Consider the following 23,211-nt stretch of genomic DNA (forward strand, 5'->3'; position numbering starts at 1 on the left):
CCTAGACTTATGCCGATGACTCGTCGGGGGCAGTACGCCAAGGGTGCCGCGAAGCGGGAGGAGATCCTCTCGGTGGCACTCGACGTCGTGGCGGAATTCGGATGCCGCAGCGCATCGAACCGCGAGATCGCCCGTCGCGTCGGGCTCACCCAGCCGGGACTCATGCACTACTTCGGCTCGCGCGAGGAGCTCTACATGGCTGTGCTGCGCGCCAGAGACGCTCGCGACATCGCAGAGCACTGGGTCGACAAGCCGAACTTCGAGGGCTTCCTCGACGTGATCGAGCACAACACCCGCGTGCCGGGTCTCGTGCAGCTGTATGTCGAGTTCTCCGCCGAGGCGAGCATCGGAAAGCACCCGGCGCACGAGTACTTCGTCGAACGGTACGAATGGGTGCGCGACCTCTCCGTGCAGTCCGTGAGGACCGCTCAGGAGAGCGGCGAATTCGGTCAGAACGTCGACGCCGAGCTGATCGCCGACATCATCGTGGCGGCCGCCGACGGGCTGCAGCAGCAGTGGCTGCTCGACCGTTCGATCGACATGGTCGCGCGGCTGCGGGCCGTGTGGAACGGCGTCGCCGCGCTCTCGCACCTCGGCTCGGTCGACGGCGGCCCCTCCGACGGCGGCCCCTCCGACGGCGGCCCCTCCGGCGGCTGACCTGCCGACGGGCCCCGCCCCGGGTCCCGGCAGGCGGTGTGCCACCAGCGGCTTGACCTGCCACCATCCGAATCGCGTCGGGAACGTGGTGGTTCGTGAACTGCCTGGTGGCTGACGCGTGCGCCACTCTTCCTGCACATCGTCGAGCTTGGACGGGACCGCTCCAAAGCCTGGGGACAGAGCATTCAGGGCTTGTCGCCAGGTGCAGAGTGAACGGATGCCGGAGATCACACCCGCGAAGATCGAGAGAAGGCGCCGCATCACCCACGAGCAGGCCGAGCAGCTGCTGCGCAGTCGCGAAGACCTTCTCGATAATGGTTTGACGGACCGTTCGCTGCGCGAGCAGGTCGCCGGCGGGAGTCTTCATCGCGTGCGCCGCGGCCACTACGTTGCGACCCGGACATGGAAGTCATTGTGGCCGGAGGGCCGGCATCTGCTGCACATCATCGCGGTGTGCCGAGACGCCTCGGTGCCGCCTGTGCTGTCGCATGTGTCCGCTGCTGTCGTGCGCGGGTTGCCGCTGTACCGACTGGAACCGAAGCGGGTGCATGTGTGCGTACCGCTTCCCCGCCACGCGGGCAGCGCGAGTGACGTGCTGCGCCACGAGCTCGACCTAGATGACGACGACGTCGAGGAGATCGCGGGGATCAGGGTCACGAGTGCGGCGCGCACAGTGCTCGACGTCGCGCGAACTCTGCAAGCGGAGGCCGCGCTTTCGATAGCCGACGCGGCGTTGGGTTCTGCGGCCGTGACGAGACACCAGCAGGACCCCGAACTCGCCGCGTCCTGGCGAGGCGACCTCGAGCAGCGGCTCGACGCCGTTCGCGGTAGGCCGGGGGCTCGCAAGGCCGGGCGCATCGTGGCGTTCGCCGACGGGCGAGCTCAACTGCCGGGCGAGAGCGTCAGCCGACTGCGTCTTCACCGCCTCGGGTTCCGGAACGTCGATCTGCAGGTACGCATCCCCGCGCCAGACGGTCGCTCGTTCTACTGCGACTTCGGTCTCGACGACATCAATTCGTTCGGGGAGTTCGACGGCCTCGGCAAGTATCTCGACCCCTCGACGCGCGGTGACCAGAACGTCGAGGAAGCGGTCGTGGAGGAGAAGTGGCGCGAGGACTGGGTGCGTGGCACGACTCGGAGAGGGATGCTCCGCTGGGGAGGTGAGCATATCGGCACTGTGCGAGCCTTCGCGAGCCGTCTGGCGGCCTTTGGCGTGCCGTTCACAGGCGACCTCCGTCTTGATCGACGTCGCCTGCGCTGATCGGCCGCGGGCGTGCAGGTGCGTCCGCCACCATGATGTCGACCGGCCACCCGGTTGTCGACGTCAACAACGTGGTGGGGCGTCGGCAACGTGGTGGGGCGTCGGCAAGGTGGTGGGGCGTCGGCATCGTGGTGGGATGTCGGCATCGTGGTGGCGGGCCGAGGCCCTGGGCCCGCGTTGAGGGAATCCGGCTCGCGTGTCAGGATGAGCGCATCCGGCTTCAGAGAAGCCGTCCGTGGTGTGAGGGAGCGAACATGCAGCTGGCGATGGTGGGACTCGGACGGATGGGCGCGAACATCGTGCGGCGCCTCATGCGGGACGGACATGAGTGCGTCGTCTACGACGTGAACCCGGAAGCGGTCGCGACGCTCGTCGCCGAGGGGGCGACCGGCGCCGACAGCTACGCCGACCTCGCGGCCAAGCTGCAGACCCCGCGCATCGTGTGGCTCATGGTGCCGGCATCCATCACAGGACAGGTCGCCGATGAGGTGGCGGCCGTGCTCGACCGCGGCGACATCATCATCGACGGCGGCAACTCGAACTACCGCGACGACGTGCGCCGCGCCGCGGCGTTGCGCGAACGCGGCATCGAGTTCGTCGACGTGGGCACGAGCGGCGGGGTGTTCGGCCTCGATCGCGGCTACTGCCTGATGGTCGGCGGATCGGATGCTGCGGTGCAGCACCTCGAGCCGATCCTGCGCACGATCGCCCCGGGCGTCGGTGAGATCGAGCGCACACCCGGGCGCGACGGCGACCTCGCTCCCGAGGAGCAGGGCTACCTGCACTGCGGGCCGTCGGGAGCCGGGCATTTCGTGAAGATGGTACACAACGGCATCGAGTACGGCATCATGGCCGCGATCGCTGAGGGCCTGAATCTTCTCGAGAACGCCGATGCCGGTGTGCGCGAGGCCGAGCACTCGGCCGAGATCGCCCCGCTCGAGGAGCCCGAGTTCTACCAGTTCCCGATCGACACCGCGAAGGTCGCCGAGCTGTGGCGCCGCGGCTCGGTCGTGTCGTCGTGGCTGCTCGATCTCACCGCGGCCGCACTGCACGCGAACCCGCGGCTCGATGGGCTCGCGGGCCGTGTCTCGGACTCGGGTGAAGGGCGTTGGACTGTCAAGGCCGCCGTCGACGTCGGTGTTCCGGTGCCCGTGCTCGCGGCCTCGCTCTTCGAGCGCTTTGCTTCGCGCGACGAGGATCGCTTCGCCAATCAGGTGCTCTCGGCGATGCGCCTGCAGTTCGGCGGTCACCAGGAGCGCCCGGCCGGCGACGTGCTCGAGGCGGGCGGCCGCAAGGTCGACGAAGGCTGAGTCCGCAGCATCCACGGCGGTCATCGAGCGACGCCCTCACTCGTTCCGAAGGCCTTCTCACGTTCGGAAGGAGCTTTGGCCGCTGAGGCTCCTTCGGAGCCCGAGTTCTCCTTCGGAGCGTGCGGGGCGCGCGGAGCGTTCGGGGCCCGTAGAGCGCCCCGGCGGCCGAATGTGCCGTGGCGCGCCGACCCCTTCAGCCGCGCTTCAGCCCCGGTGTGCAGGCTGGGAGGATGCGAATACTGCTCGTCGACGACGAAGTGCGGCTCGCCGACGGCATCCGCCGGGGGCTCGAGGCCGAGGGGATGGTCGTCGACGTCGCGAACGATGGTGCCGCCGGGCTCGGTCTCGCGCGCGATCGCGACTACGACGCGATCGTGCTCGACGTCATGATGCCGGGCATGAGCGGCTATCGCGTATGCCAGGCGCTGCGCGCCGAGGGCGATTGGACTCCCGTGCTGTTCCTCACGGCGAAGGACGGCGAGTGGGACGAGGTCGAAGGCCTCGACACGGGTGGCGACGACTGGATGACGAAGCCGTTCTCGTATCCGGTGCTGGTCGCGCGGCTCCGCGCTCTGGTCCGCCGGGGCGGACGCGAGCGGCCGGCGGTGCTCGAAGCGGGGGATCTGCGCCTGGATCCGGCCGCACGTCGGGTCTTCCGCGGCGAGACGGAGATCTCGCTCACGGCGCGAGAGCTCGCGGTTCTCGACTTCCTGCTCCGCCGACGCGGTGAGGCCGTGACCAAGGCCGAGGTGATCGCGAACGTGTGGGGCGACGATTTCGATGGCGATGCGAACATCGTCGAGGTCTACATCGGGCACCTGCGGACGAAGGTCGACAGGCCGTTCGGAAGAGCGGCCATCGAGACGGTCCGCGGCACCGGCTACCGGCTCGCCGGGAACGGCGGCTGAGATGACGGAGATCCGCAGACGCGGCATCCGCTCGATCAGGGCACGACTGACCGTCGGTGCACTCCTCGCCGTCGGAGTGGTTCTCGCCGGGGGCGCCCTGGGCACCGTGATCCTGCTCGGACAGCTGCTCACGCAGGGGGTGGCGGCCTCGGTCGAGCAGGATCTCGAGACGATCGGCGAGCAGCTCGAGAACGGCGCGGTCGACATCGGAGACCTCGACGGCGACGTGCTCGTACGGGTGCAGGGCGCGCAGTCCGCCGCCAACGACGACGACGCCGAGCAGTTGCCGATCGTCGCCGAGGACTCCGTCGTGCGCATCGTGGTCGACGGAGACGCCTACCTCGCAGCCTCGGAGGAGACGGATGCCGGCATGCTCACGGTCGCGCGGCCGATCGATGAGGTCGAGGCGGCGACGGCGACGGCATCCGGTCTCCTGGCGATCGCAGTGCCCGTGCTGCTCGTCGTGATCGGGGTGGTCATGTGGCTCGTCGCCACGCGCGCCCTCGCCCCGGTGGAGCGCATGCGCCGGCAGGTCGACGACATCGACGGCGCGGGGCTCGATCGGCGCGTCGATGCGGGGCGCGACGACGAGTTGGGCGCGCTTGCCGCGACCATGAATCGGATGCTCGAGCGGATCGAGTACGCGCAGACGACGCAGCGGCGCTTCGTGAGCGACGCCTCGCACGAGCTGCGATCACCGCTCGCGACGATCAGGCAGCACGCCGAGGTCGCGGTCGCGCACCCGGCATCGACCTCTGTCGAGGAGCTCGGCGGGGTGGTGCTCGATGAGGGGCGGCGCATGCAGGAACTCGTCGAGGGTCTGCTGCTGCTCGCCCGACTCGACGAGCACGGGGGACGCGAGCATCCGCGCGCGCCGGTGGATCTCGACGACATCGCGCTCGCCGAGGTACAGCGCCTGCGCGGCATGGGCGTCGACGTCGACGGTCGGCGCATCGGCCCCGGGCGGGTCGCCGGCAGCGAGGTCCTGCTCGGCAGAGCCGTGCGCAATCTCGTCGACAACGCCGTGCGCCACGCAGCCGGCACAGTGGCGCTGGCCGTGGTCGTGTCGGGTCCGCAGGTTCTCCTCGAGGTGGAGGATGACGGATCCGGAGTGCCAGAGGAGCAGCGCGAGGCCGTGTTCGAGCGCTTCGCCCGGCTCGACGAGGCACGCGCGAGAGACGCCGGCGGCAGCGGTCTCGGACTCGCGATCGCCCGTGAGATCGCGCGGGCGCACGGCGGGGAGCTGTCGGTGTCGACCGGCGTGCTCGGCGGAGCGCGTTTCACACTCGCGCTGCCGGTCGCCGCGGAAGGCTGAAGGCGGCTTCAGGAAGCTTCAGCGGCGGTTCATGGGTGGCCGCGCAGAGTAGAAGCATGAACACCGAAGAGAACACACCCCAGCAGCCCGACCGAGACGCCGAGACCCAGCGGTTCGACACGGAGCCCGCAGCACCTGCCGCTCCCGCCGGACCGCAATCGGGCCGGCGCCGTCGGAACATCCTCATCGGAGCAGCGGCGACCGTCGCGATCCTCGCCGTCGGCGGTGGCGCGTATGCGATCGGCGCCGAGGTCGGCGACGACGATGACGACCGTCCCGCCGCGTCGCAGGGCAGTGGCTCGAGTGCGACCGACGACGGCGATCGCGACGGCGATCGCGCCGATGACGGTGCTCGAGACGACGACCGCGCCCCCGAGACGGGGGCGGGCGCAGGAATCGTGGCGGATGCCGCCTCGATGCGCGACGCGGCAGAGGCGGCCATCGGCGCCGCGGGCGGCACCGGTGCGAGCTCGATCGACGTCGAGCACGGCGGCTACGAGGTCGAGGTTCTGCTCGCCGACGGCTCGGAGGTCGACGTGTTCGTCGGCGCCGACGGCGCAGCATCCGTCGATCCGTCCCGCGACGACGACCGCCGCGCGGACCCGGCGCTCGATCTCGCGACGCTCGGCGACATCATCGACGCCGCTCTCGCCGCGTCGAGCGAGGCCTCCGGCGGCGACGGCACGGTCGATGCCGTGTCGAGCAGCGACGACCAGGGCGTCGCCTACGAGGTCAGCATCCGTCTCGCCGATGGACGCGACGCCGACATCGATCTCGCGGCCGATCTCGCGCTGGTCTTCGCCGACGTCGACGACGACTGATCTGCACGCTCCGCGGCCGGGGAGCCGGTGCGGTCATCGCCCGAGCTTCTCGGCGCAGGCCACGCAGTGGGTCGCGAACGGCCGCACCTCCAGACGAGCGATCGGGATCGGCTGCCCGCAGCCTGCGCAGACCCCGTAGGTTCCGGCATCCAGCCTTGCGAGGGCTTCGTCGACCTGGCGGAGTTCGGATGCCGCGGCATCTGCGAGGCCCGACAGACGCGACCACTCAGATGAGAGCGTGACCCCTTCGGGGTCGTGCTCGTCATCGTCGTTCGTTCCCTCCCGGTCGTGCACGAGCTCGCCGAGCACGACCGCGGTCGACGCGACGCGGGCGGCGGCGTGCGCCCGCAGCCGCTCGAGAAGTGCGCGGACGTCGTCGGTCATGCCGACACTGTACGCGCGGCATCCGACGTCGGCTTCGGCAGAAGTCGAGGCGGGTGAGGCCTCAACTCTCGGCGTCTCGTGTCGCTCCGCTCGCTCCACGACCGGGGCGCCAGCATCCGACTGGTCGTCGAGCGAGGGAGCGGAGCGACCGAGACGAAACGCGGTCAGCCGACGGTGGCGGCGATGTCGGGCTGGTCGCTGAAGATGCCGTCCATGCCCGCGTCGAGGAACACCCTGATCTCGCCGGCGAGGTCGCCGGGCGCGATCGGATCAGCAGACGAGCGGAACTCGACCGGCAGGTACTGGTTCTCCAGGCGGAACGTCCAGCCGTGCACATCGAGACCTGCAGCGTGCGCGTCCGCGATCACCGGTGAGGGCGCGGCGAGTCGTCCGTCGGGTGTGCGCGGGATCAGCACCGACTTCTCGGCGCCGATGCCGTCGGCATACGACGAGATCTCGGCGAGCCCGGCGGGCTTCACGAGGTCGGCATAGGTGCGCGCGTCGCCCGCGAGCGTGAAGTCGTAGGGGCGACCCGACGAGTTGATCAGCTGCGCGAGGTGCACGTCGGTGAGGCCGTTCAGCTCCTTGAGGTTCGCGACCTCGAAGCTCTGCACGATCACCGGGGCATCCGCCGAGTCGACGCCGTTGGCCTGCAGGGCGGCGACCAGCGGCTCTTCGAGCGAGAGCCCGATCGAGTCGAAGTACGACGGATGCTTCGTCTCGGGGTAGACGCCGATCTGGCGGCCGTCGCAGCTCACGGAGTGCCGGGCCAGGTCGAGGACCTCATCGAGCGTCGGGATGACGTAGAGCCCGTCGAACGCCGTGTTCGCAGGGCGCGTCTGCGGCAGGCGCTCCTTGGCACGGAGCGTGCGCAGCTCGGCGAAGGTGAAGTCCTCCGTGAACCAGCCAGTGGTCTTCACACCGTCGATCGTCTTGGTCGTCTTGCGGCTCGCGAACTCGGGGTGCGCCGCGACGTCGGTGGTGCCGCTGATCTCGTTCTCGTGGCGGGCGACGAGCACGCCGTCCTTGGTGGAGACCACGTCGGGCTCGATGTAATCGGCGCACTGCACGATCGCCTGCTCGTAAGAGGCGAGCGTGTGCTCCGGACGGTACCCGCTCGCTCCGCGGTGGCCGATCACGGTGACCTGCTCGGGTTCGACCTTGGTGCGGTCGAGGTCGATCACCGCGAACTCGGTGTCGTCGGGAGTTCCCGTGACGCGCGCGTCGTTGCCGGGATAGTTGTTGTCGTTGGCGATGAGCAGGTCGCCGTTCTTCAGCTGCACGATCGTCTCGAGCGACTGCACCGGAAGCGACCACACCTCGCCGGTGCCGTAGCCGTTGCCGGCGCTCAGCCCGTCGGGGTTCGAGACGCGCAGGGCGTCGAACACCAGGCTCTTCTCGACGTAGCCCTCGGCATCCGTCTTCTTCAGGTCGATCTCGTAGATGCGCTTGGTGACCGCCTGGTCGCCCTCGAAGTCGTCGCGCTCGACCACGAGCAGACGGTCGTTCTTGACGGTGAAGGCGTCGCCGATGACGTTCGGCTCCTGATCGGTCTGGTAGTTCCAGCTGCGTCCGGTGTACACGCCGCGCTTGGTGTCGAACTCGAGGATCTCGCGGCGGCGCAGGTCGGGATCGTCGGCGTAGGCGCCCTCGACGATCGGGTACAGGTAACGGCCGTTCACGGATGCCGCCAGCGCCTCGAAGCCGCGGCTCGCGCGCACCCGCGGAGTCTCACCGGGCTGTAGATACGGGTTCTGCGGCGACTTCGCGCCGTCGAGGGAGAACGGCTTGGCGAGCAGCGTGCCGTTCGCATCGAAGTGCAGCAGGAAGGGGCCGAACTCCTCGCCGACCCAGAACGTGCCGTCCTTCGCGCGCACGGCCGACTCGATGTCGAAGTCGGCGCCGGTGAGCAGGCGCTCCGGGGTGGCGTCGTGGACGATGGGGAAGTCCAGGACGTGGTTGCGGTCGTTGTACGAGATGAAGCGCTCGACGGCGATCTCGCCCGAGCCGCCCTGGGCCGTCTGCCAGTCGGGGCGCACGAGATAGCTGCGCAGCAGGAAGTCGGCCGAGTTGCCCTTGGCGCCGAAGCCGTTGTCGGGCTGCGCCCAGAACGTGCCGTCGCCGTTGTCGATCACGGCGGAGAAGCCGGGGATGACCTGTCCGTCCCACGGGCCCTGGCGGCCGTTACCCGGCGAGGCGAGCGCGCCGGACGGCGGACCGTCGGCCAGGAAGTCGGCCGACAGCTCGGCCCACGCGACGAGCGTCGGCTCGAACGCGTGGTTCTTCGACGTCGGAGTGGTCTGGTTGCCCGCGGCCTGCGCAGGAGCGGCGAGCAGCAGGGTGGCTGCCGCGGTGACGGCGGTGGCGGCGGCTATGGCGCGATGGACTCGTCTCATGTCTGCGAGTCAACCGTCAGCCGTCGGCATCCCTCTGACCCGGCGATGACCTTCCGATGACGACGTGGTGAACGGAACCTTGCCCCATCGGTCGTTGAGCGAGGAGCGCCAGCGACGAGACGAAACGCGGTGAACCTATCGAGATCGTCTTGCGACGTTTCGTCACTTCGTCTCGCTTCGCTCGCTCAGTACGACGCTCGCCATATCGCGCGCTCAACGACCGATGCGCGGAACCTCAGCCGAAGAGCAGAGTCAGCACCGTCGCGCCGCCGCCGCCGAGGATCAGCGCGATGATGACGGTCCAGGCCACGATACGGATGCGCCGGTTGCGGCGGGCGTCGAGGTCGCCATAGTCGTCGGTGTCTTCGCTCATGATTCTCGCTCGCTCGCTCGACGAACCAGGTCAGCCGACCGGCTCGGCGATGGTGGGGCCGAAGGCCGCGGGCAGTGTGGCCTGCGAGCGCTCGCGCAGCTCGGCGACCGACACCGTGAAGACGTCCTGCACCTCGAGCTGCGGCTCGACGTCGGTCACGCCGATGCGCATCACCGGGTAGCCCCGACCCTCGCAGAGTCCGCGGAACTTCACGTCGTCTTCGCGCGGCACCGTCACGATGACGCGGCCGGTCGACTCGGAGAACAGGGCGGATGCCGCATCCACACCGTCGCGCTCGATGATCTCGTTCAGCCAGACGCGGGCGCCGACGCCGAAGCGGGTGACGCCTTCGGCGAGCGCCTGTGCGAGACCGCCCTCGGAGAGGTCGTGCGCCGAGGAGATGAGCCACTCGTCGCGTGCCGCGGCGAGGAGGCCTGCGAGTCGCTTCTCGCCGGCGAGGTCGACCTTCGGCGGGCGTCCGCCGAGGTGCTGGTGCACGGTCTCGGCCCATGCGGAGCCGGAGAGCTCGGTCGAGGTCGTGCCGAGCAGGTAGATGTTCTGGCCCTCGTCCTGCCACCCCGACGGGATGCGGCGCGAGACGTCGTCGATGATGCCGAGCACGCCGACGAGCGGGGTCGGGTGGATCGGCACGTCGCCGGTCTGGTTGTAGAACGAGACGTTGCCTCCGGTCACCGGGGTGCCCAGCTCGTAGCATCCGTCTGCGAGGCCGTCGACCGTCTGGCCGAACTGCCACATGACCTCGGGGTTCTCGGGAGAGCCGAAGTTCAGGCAGTCGGTGATCGCGGTGGGAACGGCGCCCGTGACGGCGACGTTGCGGTACGCCTCGGCGAGAGCCAACTGTGCACCAGCGTACGGGTCGAGCTGGCAGTAGCGGCCGTTGGCGTCGGTCGAGATCGCGAAGCCGAGACCCGACTCCTCGTCGACGCGGATCATGCCCGCGTCGTCGGGGAAGGCGAGGGCGGTGTTGCCGAGCACGTAGTAGTCGTACTGGTTGGTGATCCAGCGGGTGTCGGCGAGGTTCGGCGATGCGACCAGGTCGAGGAACTGCGTCTTCAGCGTCTCGGGGTCGTTCGAGCGGGGCAGGTTCTCAGCAGCATCCGCCTGCAGCGCGTCGATCCACGTCGGGTACGCGACCGGGCGGTCGTAGACCGGACCGTCGACCGCGACGGTCGAGGGGTCGACGTCGACGATGCGCTCGCCCTGCCAGTCGATGATGAGGCGGCCGTCGCCGGTGACCTCGCCGAGCACGGAGGTCTCGACCTCCCACTTGTTCACGACCTCGAGGAAGGCGTCGAGCTTCTCGGGCGCGACGATCGCCATCATGCGCTCCTGCGACTCCGACATGAGGATCTCCTCAGCCGTGAGCGACGGGTCGCGCAGCAGAACGTTGTCGAGCGAGACCTTCATGCCGCTGTTGCCGTTGGCCGCGAGCTCGCTGGTCGCGCAGGAGATGCCGGCGGCGCCCAGGTCTTGGATGGCCTCGACCAGCTCGTCGCGGTACAGCTCGAGGCAGCACTCGATCAGCACCTTCTCGGCGAACGGGTCGCCGACCTGCACAGCGGGGCGCTTGGTGGGGCCGCCGTCGGCGAAGGTGTCGGATGCGAGGATGCTGGCGCCGCCGATGCCGTCGCCGCCGGTGCGGGCGCCGAACAGCACGACCTTGTTGCCGACGCCGGTGGCGTTGGCGAGCTTGAGGTCTTCGTGGCGCAGCACGCCGACCGCGAGCGCGTTGACGAGCGGGTTGGCCTGGTAGACGGAATCGAAGACCGTCTCGCCGCCGATGTTCGGCAGGCCGAGGCAGTTGCCGTAGAAGCTGATGCCGCTGGTGACGCCGTGCACGACGCGGGCGGTGTCGGGGTGGTCGATCGCTCCGAAGCGCAGGGCGTCCATGACCGCGACCGGGCGTGCGCCCATCGAGATGATGTCGCGGACGATGCCGCCGACGCCGGTCGCCGCACCCTGGAACGGCTCGATGAACGAGGGGTGGTTGTGCGACTCGGCCTTGAAGGTCACGGCCCAGCCCTCGCCGACGTCGATGACGCCCGCGTTCTGGCCCATGCCCACCATCAGGCGTTCCTTCATCTCGTCGGAGACCTTCTGGCCGAAACGGCGCAGGTAGTTCTTCGACGACTTGTACGAGCAGTGCTCCGACCACATCACGGAGTACATGGCCAGCTCACCCGAAGTGGGGCGGCGGCCGAGGATCTCGCGGATCTTCGCGTACTCGTCGTCCTTCAGGCCCAGCGCCGCGTAGGGCTGTTCCTTCTCGGGGGTCGCTTCTGCGTTGGCGACGGAGTCGGGAACGTGCTTGTGGGCGGTGGCTTCGGGGGCGTTGGTCACGCGCACTCCTCAAGAAGGGGGCCGGCGGGCGTTCCCATTCTACCGGGGCTGATCGTACGCTCGTGCGGGGTCGAAACCGGCGGGTGCGGCTGACTGAGAAGAGGGGGCGCCGCCTCTGACAGAGCGGCGCCCCCTCTGTCAGAGGGCGTTCCGGAGAGCGTCGACGATCGCGGTGCCTCGATCGTCGCCCGCCTCCATCATGTTCGTGAGGAAGGCGAACCCGATCTTCGCTTCGGGCTCGGCGAAGGCGACCTGCCCGCCCGCGCCGTCGTGACCGAATCCCTGGGGGGTGACGTAGCGCCGCGCCCCGGAGTCGAGCTGGAACCCCATCCCCCATGCGGGCCAGGGGCCGGGTGCGGTGAAGAACGGTTCGCCCGCGCTCTGGACCGAGGTCGCTTCCATGCGCACGTCCTCTCCGATCAGACGATGGCCGTTCGTCTGCGTCACCGTCGCCGACCAGACGGTCGCCAGCGCGCGAGCGGTGGCGACGCCGCCGGCGCCCGGAATGATCGCCCGATGCAGGGCGGGATCGTTGAAGCCGCTGCCCGGTCCCACGAGTGCGGCAGGCAGAGCCCCGCCCAAAGTCATGGCCTGCGCGGGCCAGTGGTTTTGCGGATCCTCGACGAGGCGCGCGGTCGCATCGGCCAGGGTCGCGCCGATCGACATCGTCGCCACCCGCTCTTCGACGGCGGGCGGGATGCCGATCCACGCGTCGACGCCCAGGGGACTTGAGATGGCACGATCGAAGAGCTCGCGCACCGAGAGCCCCGTAGCCCGCCGCAGAACCTCGCCGACCAGCCAGCCGTGCGTGATCGGATGATAGGCGTAGGCCGTGCCCGGTGCCCAGAAGGGTTCCGACTGCTCGACCTCGGCGACGACCTGCGCGAAGTCGAGCAGCTGTGCGCGGGAGAGTGGGCGACGGAGCGCCGGTACCCCCGCCCGATGCGCGAGCAGATGCCGTACGCGCGTGCTCTCCTTGCCGTTGCGCGCGAACTCGGGCCAATGATCGACGACCAGGTCGTCGTAACCGATAGATCCCTGTTCGACGCACTGCGCCACGAGGATCGCCATCAGTCCCTTCGTGCAGGAGAAGATGACGGAGGCCGTTTCCGCCTTCCACGCCGCGTCTGGGCCGGCTTCGCCCGCCCAGACGTCGACGATCGTCTTCCCGTCGACGAGGACGGAGAGCGCCGCCCCCATGCCCTTCCGCCCGTCGAAAGCGCGCGCGAAGGCGTCGGCGACTCCTCCGAAGCCCGCCTCCACCGCTCCGTCGATCCTCGTGTTCACTGCGCCACCGTCCCGTTCGCGATCGATGGCCATCCGTCAGGGTCAGGGACCAGGGCGATCGGGTCCGAGATCCGCCCTCCGAACTCCTCGGTGCTGCTGCCGTTCATGAAGCCGATCAACGACAGCCGGCCCTCGCGGTCCCGCACCGCACGCGCCGCATACAGGGACTCGTCGTGCAGGAGCCGCGCGTGCTCGATCGCGCACCACCCGGTCTTCGGGTCGCGAGGCGCGACCCACACTCCTCCGGCGCGATCACTCATGCGATCACCGGCGAGATGCGTGCGATCGCATGAGAACAGTACGAAGTGCCCGCCTTCGAACTCGAGGGCCTGCAGCACCTCCAGGTGCGCGAATCCCGCGCCCGGTGCGCTCAGCGGCTCGCCGATCGTCCAGGAGCTCAGATCGCGCGAGGTCGCATGGCCCACGACGCCGAGGTCACGGGGGTCGGCGGACTCCTCGGTGCGTTTCGCTCTCGACGTGATCAGCATGTGCCAGAGATCCCAGTCGAAGAAGACCCACGGGTCTCTCCAGGCTTCCTCCGGCCACGTGCCGTCGGCCAGCGTCTCGTACCAGCGCGGATCCGCGCGCAGAACCGGCGATGGCGCCTTCGACCAGGAATGAAGGTCGGTCGAATCGGCGGCGCCGATGCTCTCGACGTTTGTGTGAGCATCCGGTGCGAGGAACACCGACCCCGTATAGAACATCCGCCAGCCGGCGGTCTGCGGCACCACGCATCCGGTCCACGTCGCCGTCGCATCGAACTCCCCGGGCGCTCCCGGCTCGAGAACCGTGCCGTGCGAGGTCCACTCGCGCAGATCCGTCGACGTCGCGTGCCCGATCACGGCGTTGCGGTGTCGCAGGGCGGGATCGCCCAGTGCTCGTGGTGCGTTGAGGTAGAAGAGATGGAAGAGGTCGCCGTCATCGGCGATCCAGCAGTCCCAGACCCAGCGGTCGGGAATCTCGAATGGCATGGCTGCCCTTTCGCATGGTGGCGGAGCGCCGCGCTCGTGCGCGACGCCGTGCGGCCGGCCGAACAGCTCAGCTGCGGTGGAGGACGTCTCCCAGAGCCCGGACGATCGCGTCTCCACGGTCATCCGAATGAAGCTCCATGAGGTTGGTCACGTAGGCGAACCCCACTCGGTGGCGGCGGTCGGCGAAGGTGACCTGGCCGCCGGCTCCGTCGTGCCCGAACGACTCGGGGCTGAGGAACGGCCGGCGCTCCGACGGGATCATGAAGCCCGTGCCCCACCGCGGGTACGGGCCGGGAAGCCACCACACCGGCTCGCCCTCGCTCTGCACACGGGTCATCTCGGTGACCACGTCCTCTCCGAGCAGGCGATGCCCGTCGGTACGGATCACGGTCGACGACCAGATGGTCGCCAGCGCATGTGCGGTTCCGATTCCGCCCGCGCCCGGGATCTCTGCCTCGTGGACCTTCGGGTCGTCGAAACCGGCGCCGGGGACGACGAGTTCTGCGGGGAAAGCGGCGCCGAGCGTCATGGTCCGCCCCATCCACCGCGCCTGCTCCGGGTCGAGTTCCGGCATGCCGCCCGGTGGGGGCGCATCCATGCTCCCGCCTCGCGTGAGGCGGGCGACGGCCTGCTCCCGATCCGCAGGGATGCCGATCCACGCGTCGGCCGACAGCGGTTCCACGATCTCCTCACGGAAGAATCGGCCGACGGGGGTGCCCGTGATGCGGCGGACGATCTCGCCGACGAGCCAGCCGTAGGTGAGCGCGTGGTACCCGTACTGTGTGCCCGGCTCCCACAGCGGCTCCTCCGCCGCGAGCCGCTCGGTCATCGCGGTCCAATCGAGCGCGGTGGCGAGATCGACGTCCGCACGGAGGGCGGCGAGGCCGGCACGGTGCGACATGACCTGCCTCACCGTGATCGACTCTTTCCCCGCGGCTGCGAACTCCGGCCAGTATCGGCTGACGGGTGCGTCGAGGTCGAGTGCACCCGCCTCCACGAGGCGTGCGGCGAGGATCGCGACCAGGCCCTTGGTGCCGCTGAAGATCACGGCGGGCGTCGTCTGCTGCCAGGGAGCCGCCGGGCTCGACGAGGCGTGCCCGTGCCAGACGTCCACCACGGTCTCGCCCTCGATGCGGATGCTGAGGGCGGAGCCCCCGGTCTCACCGGCGGTGGCGGCGAACGCCTCGACGACGTGTTCGAATTCGGGCGCAGCGGCGCCCTGGATGTCGTTCATGCGGTACTCAGCCTTTGATTGCGGAACTGGCGATGCTGGCGACGAACCAGCGCTGGAAGATCAGGAAGACGATGAGCACCGGGAGGATGAAGATCACTCCGAACGCCAGCACGCTCCCCCATTCGGGAGGTTGTGCAGCCTGGAACACGCTCAGCTCGAGCGGGAGCGGCCGCACCGACGTGTCGGTGACCATGAGCACCGGCCACAGATACGAACCCCATTGGGCGAGGAACGTGAGGATCGCGACCGTTGCGAACGCGGGCTTGCTCATCGGCACCACGATCGTGAAGAAGGTGCGGAAGGGGCCGGCGCCGTCGAGTCGAGCGGCCTCTTCGATCTCGCCCGGGATGCCGAGGAAGAACGTGTAGAAGAGGAAGATCGAGAACGCGCTCGCGACGAACGGGATGGCCTGTATGAGGATCGTGTTCCGGCTTCCGCTGAGCATGTAGTACAGCGGGAGGGCGACGGCCTCGAACGGGATGATGGTCAGAACCGTGACGAGCAGGAGCACGAAGGAGCGGCCCCTCCAGCGCATCCTCGCGAGGGCGTACCCGGCGAGCGAGTTGACCACGAGGCCGCCGACCAGGACGAGTGCCGTGACCACCACCGAGACGGCGATGAACTGCCACAGGTATCCGGTGGTCGAGTTGGAGAACCGGCGGAAGACGTCGATGTAGTTCTCCAGCGAGAACTCGGTGGGGAAGAACCCGCGCACTCCCGTCAGGACCTGATCACCGGGGCGGAAGCTGCCGACGACGAGGTAGTAGATCGGGGCGAAGAACACGAGGGCGAAGAACGCCAGCAGTGCGTACTCGACGATGCGGGTCGCGATGCTGCCCGAGCGACTGCGGACGATGCTCATTCGACACCGCCTTCCTGGCGGATGAGCCGCCTCTGGATCAGTGCGATGACGGCGACGATGATGAGAAAGACCACGGCCATCGCAGCGCCCTGGCCGATGTTGTTCTGGTCGTATCCGGTGGTGATCACCTGATACATCACGGTCTGGGTCGCCTCGATGTTGATGGATGCGCTCTTGTCGAGCAGATACACCTGGTCGAACAGCCGGAACGCGAAGATCGTCGTGAGAAGCGTGACGAAGATCAGGGTGTTCCGCACGCCGGGCACGGTCACGTGGACGAACTGGCTCCACCGGCCCGCGCGGTCGATCGAGGCCGCTTCGTAGAGCTCGGGCGGAACGCTCTGCAGCGCGCCCAGCAGGATGATCATCTGGAAGCTCACGCTCTGCCAGATCGACATCACGATGATCGCGCCCAGCGCGGTCGACGGATCGCCGAGCCAGTCGTGCGGTCCGATCGCGCCACCGCTCACGGCGCCGAGGAAGCCGTTGAGCAGACCGTTCTCGTCGCGAGCGAAGATGAGGCGCCAGATCACGGCGACGAGCGCGAGCGGGAACACCAGCGGCATGAAGAACAGCGTGCGGAAGACCGTCATGCCTCGGAGCTTGCGATTGATGAGGATCGCGAGGCCGAGGGCGAGCGCGGTCTGCAGCGGAACCACGACGAGCGCGAATGCGAAGTTGTTCCCGAGTGAGCGGAGGAAGGTGGCGCTGATGTCCGGATCGAAGAACAGCCGTGCATACTGTTCGATCCCGACGAACCGAGGGGGCCGAGGGTTTCCGAGCTGGATGCGGAAGAACGACATCACGACGGCCCCCAGGAAGGGGATCGCCAAGAAGGCGGTGAGCAGGATCAGCCCGGGGGCGGCCATCAGGGGACCGGCGGCGCTGGCCGATCGCCGGCCGCCGCGGGGACGGGATCGGGACCCGCCGCTGCGCGATCGGGTGGTGGGGAACGTCATGTCTGTCCTCAGATGGGGTGCGCTGGGCGAAGCATCCTCCGCCCAGCGCACCGGTGCCGACGGGTTACTTGTAGTCGTCGTTGTCGACGAAGTCGCGGTCGATGGCGCGTGCCGCCGCGCTCAGGGACTCCGCAGCGTCGGCGCCTCCCCAGACGGCGCTGAGCGCTTTGCCGAACTCTGCGGTCACCACGGGGTAGCCGGCGGTGATGGGCCTCGAGACGGCGACGCAGTCGACCTTCAGAGTGTCTTCGGTCGGGCAGGCCGAGTTCAGCTGCGCGGAGAGGTAGGCCAGCGGCTTGCCGTCGCCGTAGAGGGCGGATGCGGTGAGCGCCGTCGTCGTCGCCGGCGGTGCCCCGTTGGCGGACGTGTACTCGTTCACGACCTCGTCGCTCATCAGGTAGTCGAGTAGCGCGCCGGCCGCGGTGGCGTTCTTGGTGGCGCCGCCCATGCTCCAAGCGATGGTGCCGGAACCCGTCTTCGCGCCCTGCCCGAAGTCGGGAAGCGGACCGACGACGAGATCATCGCCGAGCGCCTCCTTGTAGGCCGGGTACAGCCAGTTGCCCATCCAGTTCAGAGCCACGCGGCCCGACTGGAATGCGACGCCGTCAGTGTCGGGATCGGTGTACTGCCGCCATGACGCCCACGTCTCGACCGCCTCGACCGCGGTCTCGGAATCGAGTGCGCCCGACGCGCGACCGTCTTCGATGAGGGGTGTGCCCGCCGACCAGAGCACCGGCGCGAATGCGTAGATGCCGTACTCGGTGGAGAAACCGTTGTTCTCCGCGAGTCCGAATGGGCGGCCGTCCGGGTCGAGAGCGGCGAGCTTGTCGAGCACGTCGCTGAACTCCTCAGCGGTCCACGCGTCGGCGGCGCTCGACGGCATGGTCACCCCCGCAGCATCCAGGAGCTTCTTGTTGCCCCACATCGCCAGCCCCGAGTTCATCATGCCGACCGCGTAGAGGTCGCCGTCGACCGTGTTCTGGCCCTTGATCGCGGCGGTCTGATTCTCGATGGTGTCTTTCGAGACCCAGTCGTCGATCGGCGCGATCCGGTTGAGGTAGGCGAAGTTGGCGATCAGCGGCCCGTCGACCTCGACCACGTCGGGAAGCTCCTCATCGGAGGCGGTCTGCAGCGCCGTCGTGAACTGATCAGCGGGGATGAACTGCATGTCGATGGTGATGTCCCCGTTGGACTTCTCGAAGTCATCCATGATCTTCTGGATCGCTTCGTTCTCCGCCGACTGGCCATCGAGTGCCCAGACGGTGATCGTGCCGGTGCCGCTGCCCGCGTCGACGCGTGCGGAGGGATCGGCCGTGCCTGAGCAGCTCGTGAGCATAATGACCGCTCCGAGGCTGAGGGCAGAGACCCTCAACCATCTGCGTGACCTCTCGGAAACTGAGTGCAGTGATCGCATGTGAATGACTCCTTCGTCGTACTGGTCAAGGGAAAGCGGCACGCTCGGGAGCGCGCTCGGAGGTGGGAGGGCTTCACGGCCCACCTCCCGTAATCTCGGGTGCTACAACCATTTAGCATCATGCCGGAGATCGCGATCGTCGTCAAGACGCGACCTCGATTCGCCGTTCGGCGGCCTGTCAGCAGCGGACGCGCGTGCGGCTCACGACGGGTCGTGACGGTGCGGGCTCCACGCCGATGACGCGGGGGCTTCGAGAGCCGGGTCAGCGCGTGGGCGCCGCGACGGAATTTCTCACGATCGTCGGCATCGGTATGAGGACCTCTTCGTCGGCGGACGGGTTGAGCAGGAGCTGCACTGCCTTTTCGCCCATGTCCTCGTGCGGGAGCCCGATCGTGGTGAGCCCGGGTCGCAGGTAGGAGGCCAGTTCGTCGTCGTCGAAGGAGATCACGGAGATGTCATCGGGAACCGAGAGCCCTGCGTCTGCCAGCGCCTGATAGGCGCCGAACGCGATCCGGTCGTTCAGGCACAGCAAAGCGGTGACCGGACGCCCCCGTTCGAGGACCGCCCGGGTTGCGGCGTACCCGCGGTCGGGAACCCAGATCGAGATGGACTCCTCATCGATGAAGCTCAGGTCGTGTGCACGCATCGCTTCGGTGATACCCGCCATACGTCTGGTCACCGCGATCGAGCGGAGCAGCTCTGCACTGACCTGATCGCGTTGTCCGATGAGTGCGATGCCGTTCCTGTGCCCGTGCTGCACGAGCAGATCGACCGCGGCGCGCCCTCCGGCTTCCTCGTCCGGCAGCACCGAGCGGCGGTGGATCGGACTCGCCGCGTTGAGCATCACGACTTCGGTACCGGCCGGAACCTCGGGCAGGTCGACCTCGCGGGCGCGCATCGATGCGAACAGGATGCCGTCGGCTTGACGGTCGAGGACCGCCTCGACCGCGACGGCCTGTCGCCGGGGATCGCCGTTGGTCTCCATCACGAGCACCACGTGACCGGCTTCTTCTGCGGCCGCGATCGTGCCCTCGATGAGTCCGGAGGCGAAACGCGTCGTCGTGACCATGTCGGAGATGAAGCCGATCGTATGGGTCTTGTCTCCGCGAAGGGCTCGAGCCGACAGATTCGGGCGATAACCGAGTGCCTGGGCTGCGCTGAACGCCCGGTCCCTGGCGTCCTGCGACAGTCGGGTGTTCGGTCGGCCGTTGAGGATCAGAGACACCGCCGTCGGTGAGAGCCCCGCGAGGCGGGCGACATCGGCGAGCGTCACTCTCTTCCCGGTCATGGTCGGTCCCTCCTGTCCGACCGGCCGTGATCCGCGGACGGTCATTGCCACTCTAGGTGCTGAACCCTTGAAGCACCGGCGCTCGGGCGTGGCAGGCGCCTCGCGGCAGCGACTATGCTCACACAGTCGACGAGCACGCCCCGGCTCGGCGACTCACTCTCGAGACGGAGATCGGATGCGCACCGCGATCGTCGGATCCGTGCTGCTCGTCGCCGGCGCGGTCGCTGCCGTGACCGGCATCCTCCCGCTGTCCGACCTGGTCGAACTGTGGGATCGCGTGTGGCCGATCCTGCTGTTCGTGTTGGCGATCACGGTCGTCACCGAGCTCGCCGCGGCCGCCGGGCTGTTCACGGTCATCGCGCAGCACACCGCTCGCTGGGGGCGCGGTCGTGCGTGGACGCTGTGGTTGCTGGTCGCCCTGCTGGCCACCGTGAGCACGATCTTCCTCTCGCTCGACACGACCGCGGTGCTGCTGACCCCGGTCGTGGTCGTGCTCGCGCGTCATTCGGGACTCGATCCCCTGCCGTTCGCCTTGACGACCGTGTGGCTCGCCAACACCGGTTCGCTGCTGCTTCCCGTCTCGAACCTCACCAATCTGCTCGCGCAGCACGCGATGGGACAACCCAGTCCGTTCGAGTTCGCGGCCCTCATGGCGGCGCCGGCCGTCGTCGCGATCGTCGTGCCGCTCGCGGTGATCTTCGTGCTCTACCGCCGCAGCCTGCTCGCCCGATACCGTACGGGCGAGGGCGTGGCGGTCGACGATCCCGTGCTGTTCCGCTGGAGCGCAGGTGTCGTCGCGGCCCTCGTCCCCCTGCTCGTGTCGGGGCTGCCCGTGTGGATTCCGGCGGTCGCCGCCGCGCTCGTGCTCGGCGCCGTGTTCCTGGTGCGGCGCCGGGGCGTGCTGCGCGTGGGACTGCTGCCGTGGCAGCTGATCGTGCTCGCGTCGGGTCTGTTCCTGTTCATCGAGGCCCTGCACGCGGTGGGGCTCGGAACCGTGCTCGCCGCCGTGTCGGGAGAAGGAGAGTCTCCGCTCGCGCTGCTGCGGCTGGCGGTGACCGGCATGGTGGGCGCCAACGCGATCGACAACCTCCCCGCGTATCTGGCACTCGAACCGTCGGCCGAGAGCCCGCTGCGGCTGGCGGCGCTGCTCATCGGCGTCAACGCCGGCCCGCTCATCACGCCGTGGGCGTCGCTCGCGACGCTGCTGTGGCATCAGCGGCTCACGTCGATGGGCGTCGAGATCAGATGGGGTCGATACATGCTGCTGGGAGTGGTCGTCGCACCGCTCACGGTCGTGCTGTCGACGCTGGCGCTCGCCGCGTTCGCGTAGACGGCGATCGCGCGCTGGCCGTTCTCGCTGAGACCCCCACCTATTGTCGAGACCCCCAGCTATAACCGGGGGTCTCGACAATAAGAGGGGGTCTCGACGGGGCAGGGCGGAGGAAGCCGCAGCGCAGCCCCTCGCGCGTGGCGGATGCCCGCGGAGCGTGTCAAGGGTGTTCTGAGTGTCGGTGGCCTCGCGTAGGAAGAAGGGGACGGAAGGAACACGCATGGCTGCTGGAGACATCGAGACGTATCACCGCAACGGAATCTGGTTCAACCGCATCGAGGGGGAATCGACCACGTTGGGCATGAGCTTCGAGAGCCGCGCAGATGCCGTCAGCGTGGGGCGCAGCGCCGCCGCCGCCCGCCAGGTCGGGCACTCGGTGCGCACCGAGGAAGGGCCTTCGGCCGATGCGAGCGCGTACGAACGGCATGCGCGTGAACTGATCGCGTGATGCTGCTCCAGGCATGCATCAACGGCGCGCGAGACGCATCGCAGCATCCGTGGCTGAGCGCAGACGAGGCCTTGTCGGCCGACGACGCCGCGCGTGCGGTGGCGGCCGGAGCGCAGGAGATCCACGTCCACCCGAAGGATGCCGCGGGGCGTGACAGTCTCGCGGCCACCGACGTCGCCCGGTGGGTGCGGGCGATTCGTGCGGCGTGCCCCGGAGTGCCGGTCGGCGTGACGACCGGCGCCTGGGCCGAGCCCGACTCCGAGCGCCGCACCGCGGCGATCGCCGGATGGACGGTGCTCCCCGACTACGCGTCGGTCAACTGGCATGAGGCCGGAGCCGACGAGGTCGCGGCTGCGCTGATCGACCGCGGTGTCGGCGTCGAAGCGGGCATCTGGGACGGCCCTGGTCTGGAGGCATGGCGGCGTTCTCCCGTGCGCGCCGACTGTCTGCGCGTTCTGGTCGAATTGCCCGATGAGGCCGTCGAGACCATGCGCGGCCACGCCGAGGGGCTGATCGCCCACATCGCGCGTGAGGAGCCGATGCTGCCGATCCTCCTGCACGGCGAAGACCGCTCTGCCTGGGCGGCTTTCGATCTGGCGGTCGAACGCGGCCTCGATTCACGCGTGGGGCTCGAAGACACCCTCACGCTCCCTGATGGGCGGCCTGCCTCGGGCAACGCGTCGCTCGTGCGGGCCGCGGTCGCGCGGAGGAAGGCACTAGAGGATGCTCGGTCTTAGGTCGACGCGGTGATGATGTGCGCCTGGATCCTCCCGCGCACCTCTCCCTCGCCGTACCGCGAGGCGATCCGGGCTGCGGCCCTCTCCGTCGCCTCCTGCAACGCACCGGCGTCCCGTTCCTCGATCTCCGCCCGTACCGGGGTTCCCTGGCAGTAGGCGGTCGCGGCGATCAGAGGCGACGGCGCGACGCTCTGCGCGGTGACGGTGTCGAACCCGATGCGGGTGAAGCCGGCATCCCTCAGCTCGCGCTCGATCTGTGCGATGTCGTGGTAGCCGTGCGGGACGCGGGCCATGAACCGCGGCGGGTCGTCGGGGAACATCTCGGCGAGCTCGTCGGTCACCTCGGCCGCGAACTCGTTCGTGTCGAGATCGTCCCAGACGCTGAAGAGGAACACGCCGCCAGGAGCGAGCACGCGCAGCGTCTCACGGTAGGCGCGCACCCGATCGGGGAAGAACATGGCGCCGAACTGGCACAGGACGACGTCGAAGCCACCGTCGTCGAACGGCAGGTCCAGCGCGTCGGCGGACTGCCAACGCACGCGCGGATCGGGAAGGACGGATGCCGCGAAGTCGAGCATCGGGCGGCTGAGGTCTGTGGCGATGTAGACGGTGTCGGCGGGCAGCTGAGGGAGCAGGAAGCGCGGGACCACGCCGGTTCCGGCGGCGGTCTCGAGCACTCGCTTCGGCGAGAGAGCGGATGCTCGGTGGGCGAGGTCGGCCGCGTAGGGCTCGAAGATGAGCGGCACCATGTAGCGGTCGTAGTTCTCGGGGATCGACCCGGAGAAGACGTTGTCAGGATCGGGCATCGTTGCACCTCTTGAGGTGAGGCTACGCGCCCACGGCGATGCGGGGAAGAGCCCTGAGGCGATCGTTTCGCGGCGCGCGTGCGGCATCC

The 23,211-nt window shown here is 68.8% G+C and carries 21 protein-coding genes; 9 read left to right on the forward strand and 12 right to left on the reverse strand.

Annotated elements, in window-relative coordinates:
* Positions 1 to 15: 15 nt before the first annotated feature.
* From QFZ53_RS03695 to QFZ53_RS03720, 6 genes are all read left to right on the forward strand, one after another.
* The gene (locus QFZ53_RS03695; protein WP_307293624.1) at positions 16 to 657 is read left to right on the forward strand and encodes a TetR/AcrR family transcriptional regulator; all 642 of its coding nucleotides are present in this window, start codon (positions 16 to 18) and stop codon (positions 655 to 657) included.
* Between the two features lie 217 nt (positions 658 to 874).
* A complete protein-coding gene (locus QFZ53_RS03700) occupies positions 875 to 1,918 on the forward strand; it encodes a hypothetical protein (protein WP_307293627.1) in 1,044 nt (347 codons plus the stop codon).
* Between the two features lie 254 nt (positions 1,919 to 2,172).
* Positions 2,173 to 3,228 carry a phosphogluconate dehydrogenase (NAD(+)-dependent, decarboxylating) gene (gene gnd / locus QFZ53_RS03705; RefSeq protein ID WP_307293629.1) on the forward strand — a complete coding sequence of 352 codons (1,056 nt, stop codon included), beginning with the start codon at positions 2,173 to 2,175 and terminating at the stop codon, positions 3,226 to 3,228.
* 230 nt (positions 3,229 to 3,458) lie between these two features.
* Entirely contained in the window at positions 3,459 to 4,136 is a 678-nt protein-coding gene (locus QFZ53_RS03710) for a response regulator transcription factor (RefSeq protein WP_292906924.1), read from the forward strand.
* A 1-nt stretch (position 4,137) separates the two neighbouring features.
* Positions 4,138 to 5,451 carry a sensor histidine kinase gene (locus tag QFZ53_RS03715; RefSeq protein ID WP_307293631.1) on the forward strand — a complete coding sequence of 438 codons (1,314 nt, stop codon included), beginning with the start codon at positions 4,138 to 4,140 and terminating at the stop codon, positions 5,449 to 5,451.
* A 56-nt stretch (positions 5,452 to 5,507) separates the two neighbouring features.
* Complete coding sequence (locus QFZ53_RS03720; RefSeq protein ID WP_307293632.1) at positions 5,508 to 6,272, forward strand: hypothetical protein; 765 nt, start codon at positions 5,508 to 5,510, stop codon at positions 6,270 to 6,272.
* A gap of 33 nt (positions 6,273 to 6,305) precedes the next feature.
* On the opposite strand, the gene QFZ53_RS03725 is transcribed toward QFZ53_RS03720, so the two are convergent.
* The 11 genes from QFZ53_RS03725 to QFZ53_RS03775 form a co-directional block, all read right to left on the reverse strand.
* Positions 6,306 to 6,656, reverse strand: coding sequence for a TraR/DksA family transcriptional regulator (locus QFZ53_RS03725; protein WP_307293634.1), 351 nt, complete (start codon positions 6,654 to 6,656; stop codon positions 6,306 to 6,308).
* Between the two features lie 164 nt (positions 6,657 to 6,820).
* Positions 6,821 to 9,052: an esterase-like activity of phytase family protein gene (locus tag QFZ53_RS03730; RefSeq protein WP_307293636.1), complete on the reverse strand. Its 2,232-nt coding sequence runs from the start codon at positions 9,050 to 9,052 to the stop codon at positions 6,821 to 6,823.
* 235 nt (positions 9,053 to 9,287) lie between these two features.
* Positions 9,288 to 9,425 carry a hypothetical protein gene (locus QFZ53_RS03735; protein WP_292906934.1) on the reverse strand — a complete coding sequence of 46 codons (138 nt, stop codon included), beginning with the start codon at positions 9,423 to 9,425 and terminating at the stop codon, positions 9,288 to 9,290.
* 30 nt (positions 9,426 to 9,455) lie between these two features.
* On the reverse strand, positions 9,456 to 11,786 hold the full coding sequence (gene purL / locus QFZ53_RS03740; protein WP_307293639.1) for a phosphoribosylformylglycinamidine synthase subunit PurL: 2,331 nt from the start codon (positions 11,784 to 11,786) through the stop codon (positions 9,456 to 9,458).
* Positions 11,787 to 11,924: 138 nt separating this feature from the next.
* The gene (locus QFZ53_RS03745; protein WP_307293641.1) at positions 11,925 to 13,073 is read right to left on the reverse strand and encodes a serine hydrolase domain-containing protein; all 1,149 of its coding nucleotides are present in this window, start codon (positions 13,071 to 13,073) and stop codon (positions 11,925 to 11,927) included.
* The gene (locus QFZ53_RS03750; RefSeq protein ID WP_307293645.1) at positions 13,070 to 14,044 is read right to left on the reverse strand and encodes a glycosyl hydrolase family 32; all 975 of its coding nucleotides are present in this window, start codon (positions 14,042 to 14,044) and stop codon (positions 13,070 to 13,072) included. The genes QFZ53_RS03745 and QFZ53_RS03750 overlap by 4 nt, the downstream gene beginning before the upstream one ends.
* A gap of 67 nt (positions 14,045 to 14,111) precedes the next feature.
* On the reverse strand, positions 14,112 to 15,278 hold the full coding sequence (locus QFZ53_RS03755) for a serine hydrolase domain-containing protein (RefSeq protein ID WP_307293647.1): 1,167 nt from the start codon (positions 15,276 to 15,278) through the stop codon (positions 14,112 to 14,114).
* A gap of 7 nt (positions 15,279 to 15,285) precedes the next feature.
* Positions 15,286 to 16,140 carry a carbohydrate ABC transporter permease gene (locus tag QFZ53_RS03760; RefSeq protein ID WP_307293650.1) on the reverse strand — a complete coding sequence of 285 codons (855 nt, stop codon included), beginning with the start codon at positions 16,138 to 16,140 and terminating at the stop codon, positions 15,286 to 15,288.
* Positions 16,137 to 17,099 (reverse strand): carbohydrate ABC transporter permease, encoded by a 963-nt coding sequence (locus tag QFZ53_RS03765; RefSeq protein WP_292906946.1) that lies wholly within the window; start codon positions 17,097 to 17,099, stop codon positions 16,137 to 16,139. The genes QFZ53_RS03760 and QFZ53_RS03765 overlap by 4 nt, the downstream gene beginning before the upstream one ends.
* Positions 17,100 to 17,163: 64 nt before the next feature.
* On the reverse strand, positions 17,164 to 18,435 hold the full coding sequence (locus QFZ53_RS03770; RefSeq protein WP_307293652.1) for an ABC transporter substrate-binding protein: 1,272 nt from the start codon (positions 18,433 to 18,435) through the stop codon (positions 17,164 to 17,166).
* 340 nt (positions 18,436 to 18,775) lie between these two features.
* Positions 18,776 to 19,801: a LacI family DNA-binding transcriptional regulator gene (locus tag QFZ53_RS03775; protein ID WP_292906950.1), complete on the reverse strand. Its 1,026-nt coding sequence runs from the start codon at positions 19,799 to 19,801 to the stop codon at positions 18,776 to 18,778.
* A 175-nt stretch (positions 19,802 to 19,976) separates the two neighbouring features.
* Between QFZ53_RS03775 and QFZ53_RS03780 the strand changes: the two genes are divergently transcribed.
* The 3 genes from QFZ53_RS03780 to QFZ53_RS03790 all read left to right on the forward strand — a co-directional run bounded on the left by QFZ53_RS03780 (position 19,977) and on the right by QFZ53_RS03790 (position 22,316).
* The gene (locus QFZ53_RS03780; RefSeq protein ID WP_307293655.1) at positions 19,977 to 21,131 is read left to right on the forward strand and encodes an SLC13 family permease; all 1,155 of its coding nucleotides are present in this window, start codon (positions 19,977 to 19,979) and stop codon (positions 21,129 to 21,131) included.
* Positions 21,132 to 21,351: 220 nt separating this feature from the next.
* Entirely contained in the window at positions 21,352 to 21,579 is a 228-nt protein-coding gene (locus QFZ53_RS03785; protein ID WP_307293658.1) for a hypothetical protein, read from the forward strand.
* Positions 21,579 to 22,316, forward strand: coding sequence for a 3-keto-5-aminohexanoate cleavage protein (locus QFZ53_RS03790; protein ID WP_307293660.1), 738 nt, complete (start codon positions 21,579 to 21,581; stop codon positions 22,314 to 22,316). The genes QFZ53_RS03785 and QFZ53_RS03790 overlap by 1 nt, the downstream gene beginning before the upstream one ends.
* On the opposite strand, the gene QFZ53_RS03795 is transcribed toward QFZ53_RS03790, so the two are convergent.
* Entirely contained in the window at positions 22,313 to 23,122 is an 810-nt protein-coding gene (locus tag QFZ53_RS03795) for a class I SAM-dependent methyltransferase (RefSeq protein ID WP_307293664.1), read from the reverse strand. The two genes, QFZ53_RS03790 and QFZ53_RS03795, sit on opposite strands and share 4 nt — an antisense overlap.
* Positions 23,123 to 23,211: the final 89 nt, after the last annotated feature.

Source organism: Microbacterium natoriense (assembly GCF_030816295.1).
In the GTDB taxonomy this organism is placed as follows: Bacteria; Actinomycetota; Actinomycetes; order Actinomycetales; family Microbacteriaceae; genus Microbacterium; species Microbacterium natoriense_A.

Excerpts from the sequence above, each read along its gene's own strand:
- QFZ53_RS03695 (WP_307293624.1), top strand. The coding sequence starts at position 16 with ATGACTCGTCGGGGGCAGTACGCCAAGGGTGCCGCGAAGCGGGAGGAG.
- QFZ53_RS03780 (WP_307293655.1), top strand. The coding sequence starts at position 19,977 with ATGCGCACCGCGATCGTCGGATCCGTGCTGCTCGTCGCCGGCGCGGTC.
- QFZ53_RS03770 (WP_307293652.1), bottom strand. The coding sequence starts at position 18,435 with ATGCTCACGAGCTGCTCAGGCACGGCCGATCCCTCCGCACGCGTCGAC.
- QFZ53_RS03760 (WP_307293650.1), bottom strand. The coding sequence starts at position 16,140 with ATGAGCATCGTCCGCAGTCGCTCGGGCAGCATCGCGACCCGCATCGTC.
- QFZ53_RS03735 (WP_292906934.1), bottom strand. The coding sequence starts at position 9,425 with ATGAGCGAAGACACCGACGACTATGGCGACCTCGACGCCCGCCGCAAC.
- QFZ53_RS03700 (WP_307293627.1), top strand. The coding sequence starts at position 875 with ATGCCGGAGATCACACCCGCGAAGATCGAGAGAAGGCGCCGCATCACC.
- QFZ53_RS03710 (WP_292906924.1), top strand. The coding sequence starts at position 3,459 with ATGCGAATACTGCTCGTCGACGACGAAGTGCGGCTCGCCGACGGCATC.
- QFZ53_RS03720 (WP_307293632.1), top strand. The coding sequence starts at position 5,508 with ATGAACACCGAAGAGAACACACCCCAGCAGCCCGACCGAGACGCCGAG.
- gnd (WP_307293629.1), top strand. The coding sequence starts at position 2,173 with ATGCAGCTGGCGATGGTGGGACTCGGACGGATGGGCGCGAACATCGTG.
- QFZ53_RS03715 (WP_307293631.1), top strand. The coding sequence starts at position 4,138 with ATGACGGAGATCCGCAGACGCGGCATCCGCTCGATCAGGGCACGACTG.
- QFZ53_RS03785 (WP_307293658.1), top strand. The coding sequence starts at position 21,352 with ATGGCTGCTGGAGACATCGAGACGTATCACCGCAACGGAATCTGGTTC.
- QFZ53_RS03725 (WP_307293634.1), bottom strand. The coding sequence starts at position 6,656 with ATGACCGACGACGTCCGCGCACTTCTCGAGCGGCTGCGGGCGCACGCC.
- QFZ53_RS03795 (WP_307293664.1), bottom strand. The coding sequence starts at position 23,122 with ATGCCCGATCCTGACAACGTCTTCTCCGGGTCGATCCCCGAGAACTAC.
- QFZ53_RS03775 (WP_292906950.1), bottom strand. The coding sequence starts at position 19,801 with ATGACCGGGAAGAGAGTGACGCTCGCCGATGTCGCCCGCCTCGCGGGG.
- QFZ53_RS03750 (WP_307293645.1), bottom strand. The coding sequence starts at position 14,044 with ATGCCATTCGAGATTCCCGACCGCTGGGTCTGGGACTGCTGGATCGCC.
- QFZ53_RS03765 (WP_292906946.1), bottom strand. The coding sequence starts at position 17,099 with ATGACGTTCCCCACCACCCGATCGCGCAGCGGCGGGTCCCGATCCCGT.
- QFZ53_RS03730 (WP_307293636.1), bottom strand. The coding sequence starts at position 9,052 with ATGAGACGAGTCCATCGCGCCATAGCCGCCGCCACCGCCGTCACCGCG.
- QFZ53_RS03790 (WP_307293660.1), top strand. The coding sequence starts at position 21,579 with ATGCTGCTCCAGGCATGCATCAACGGCGCGCGAGACGCATCGCAGCAT.
- QFZ53_RS03755 (WP_307293647.1), bottom strand. The coding sequence starts at position 15,278 with ATGAACGACATCCAGGGCGCCGCTGCGCCCGAATTCGAACACGTCGTC.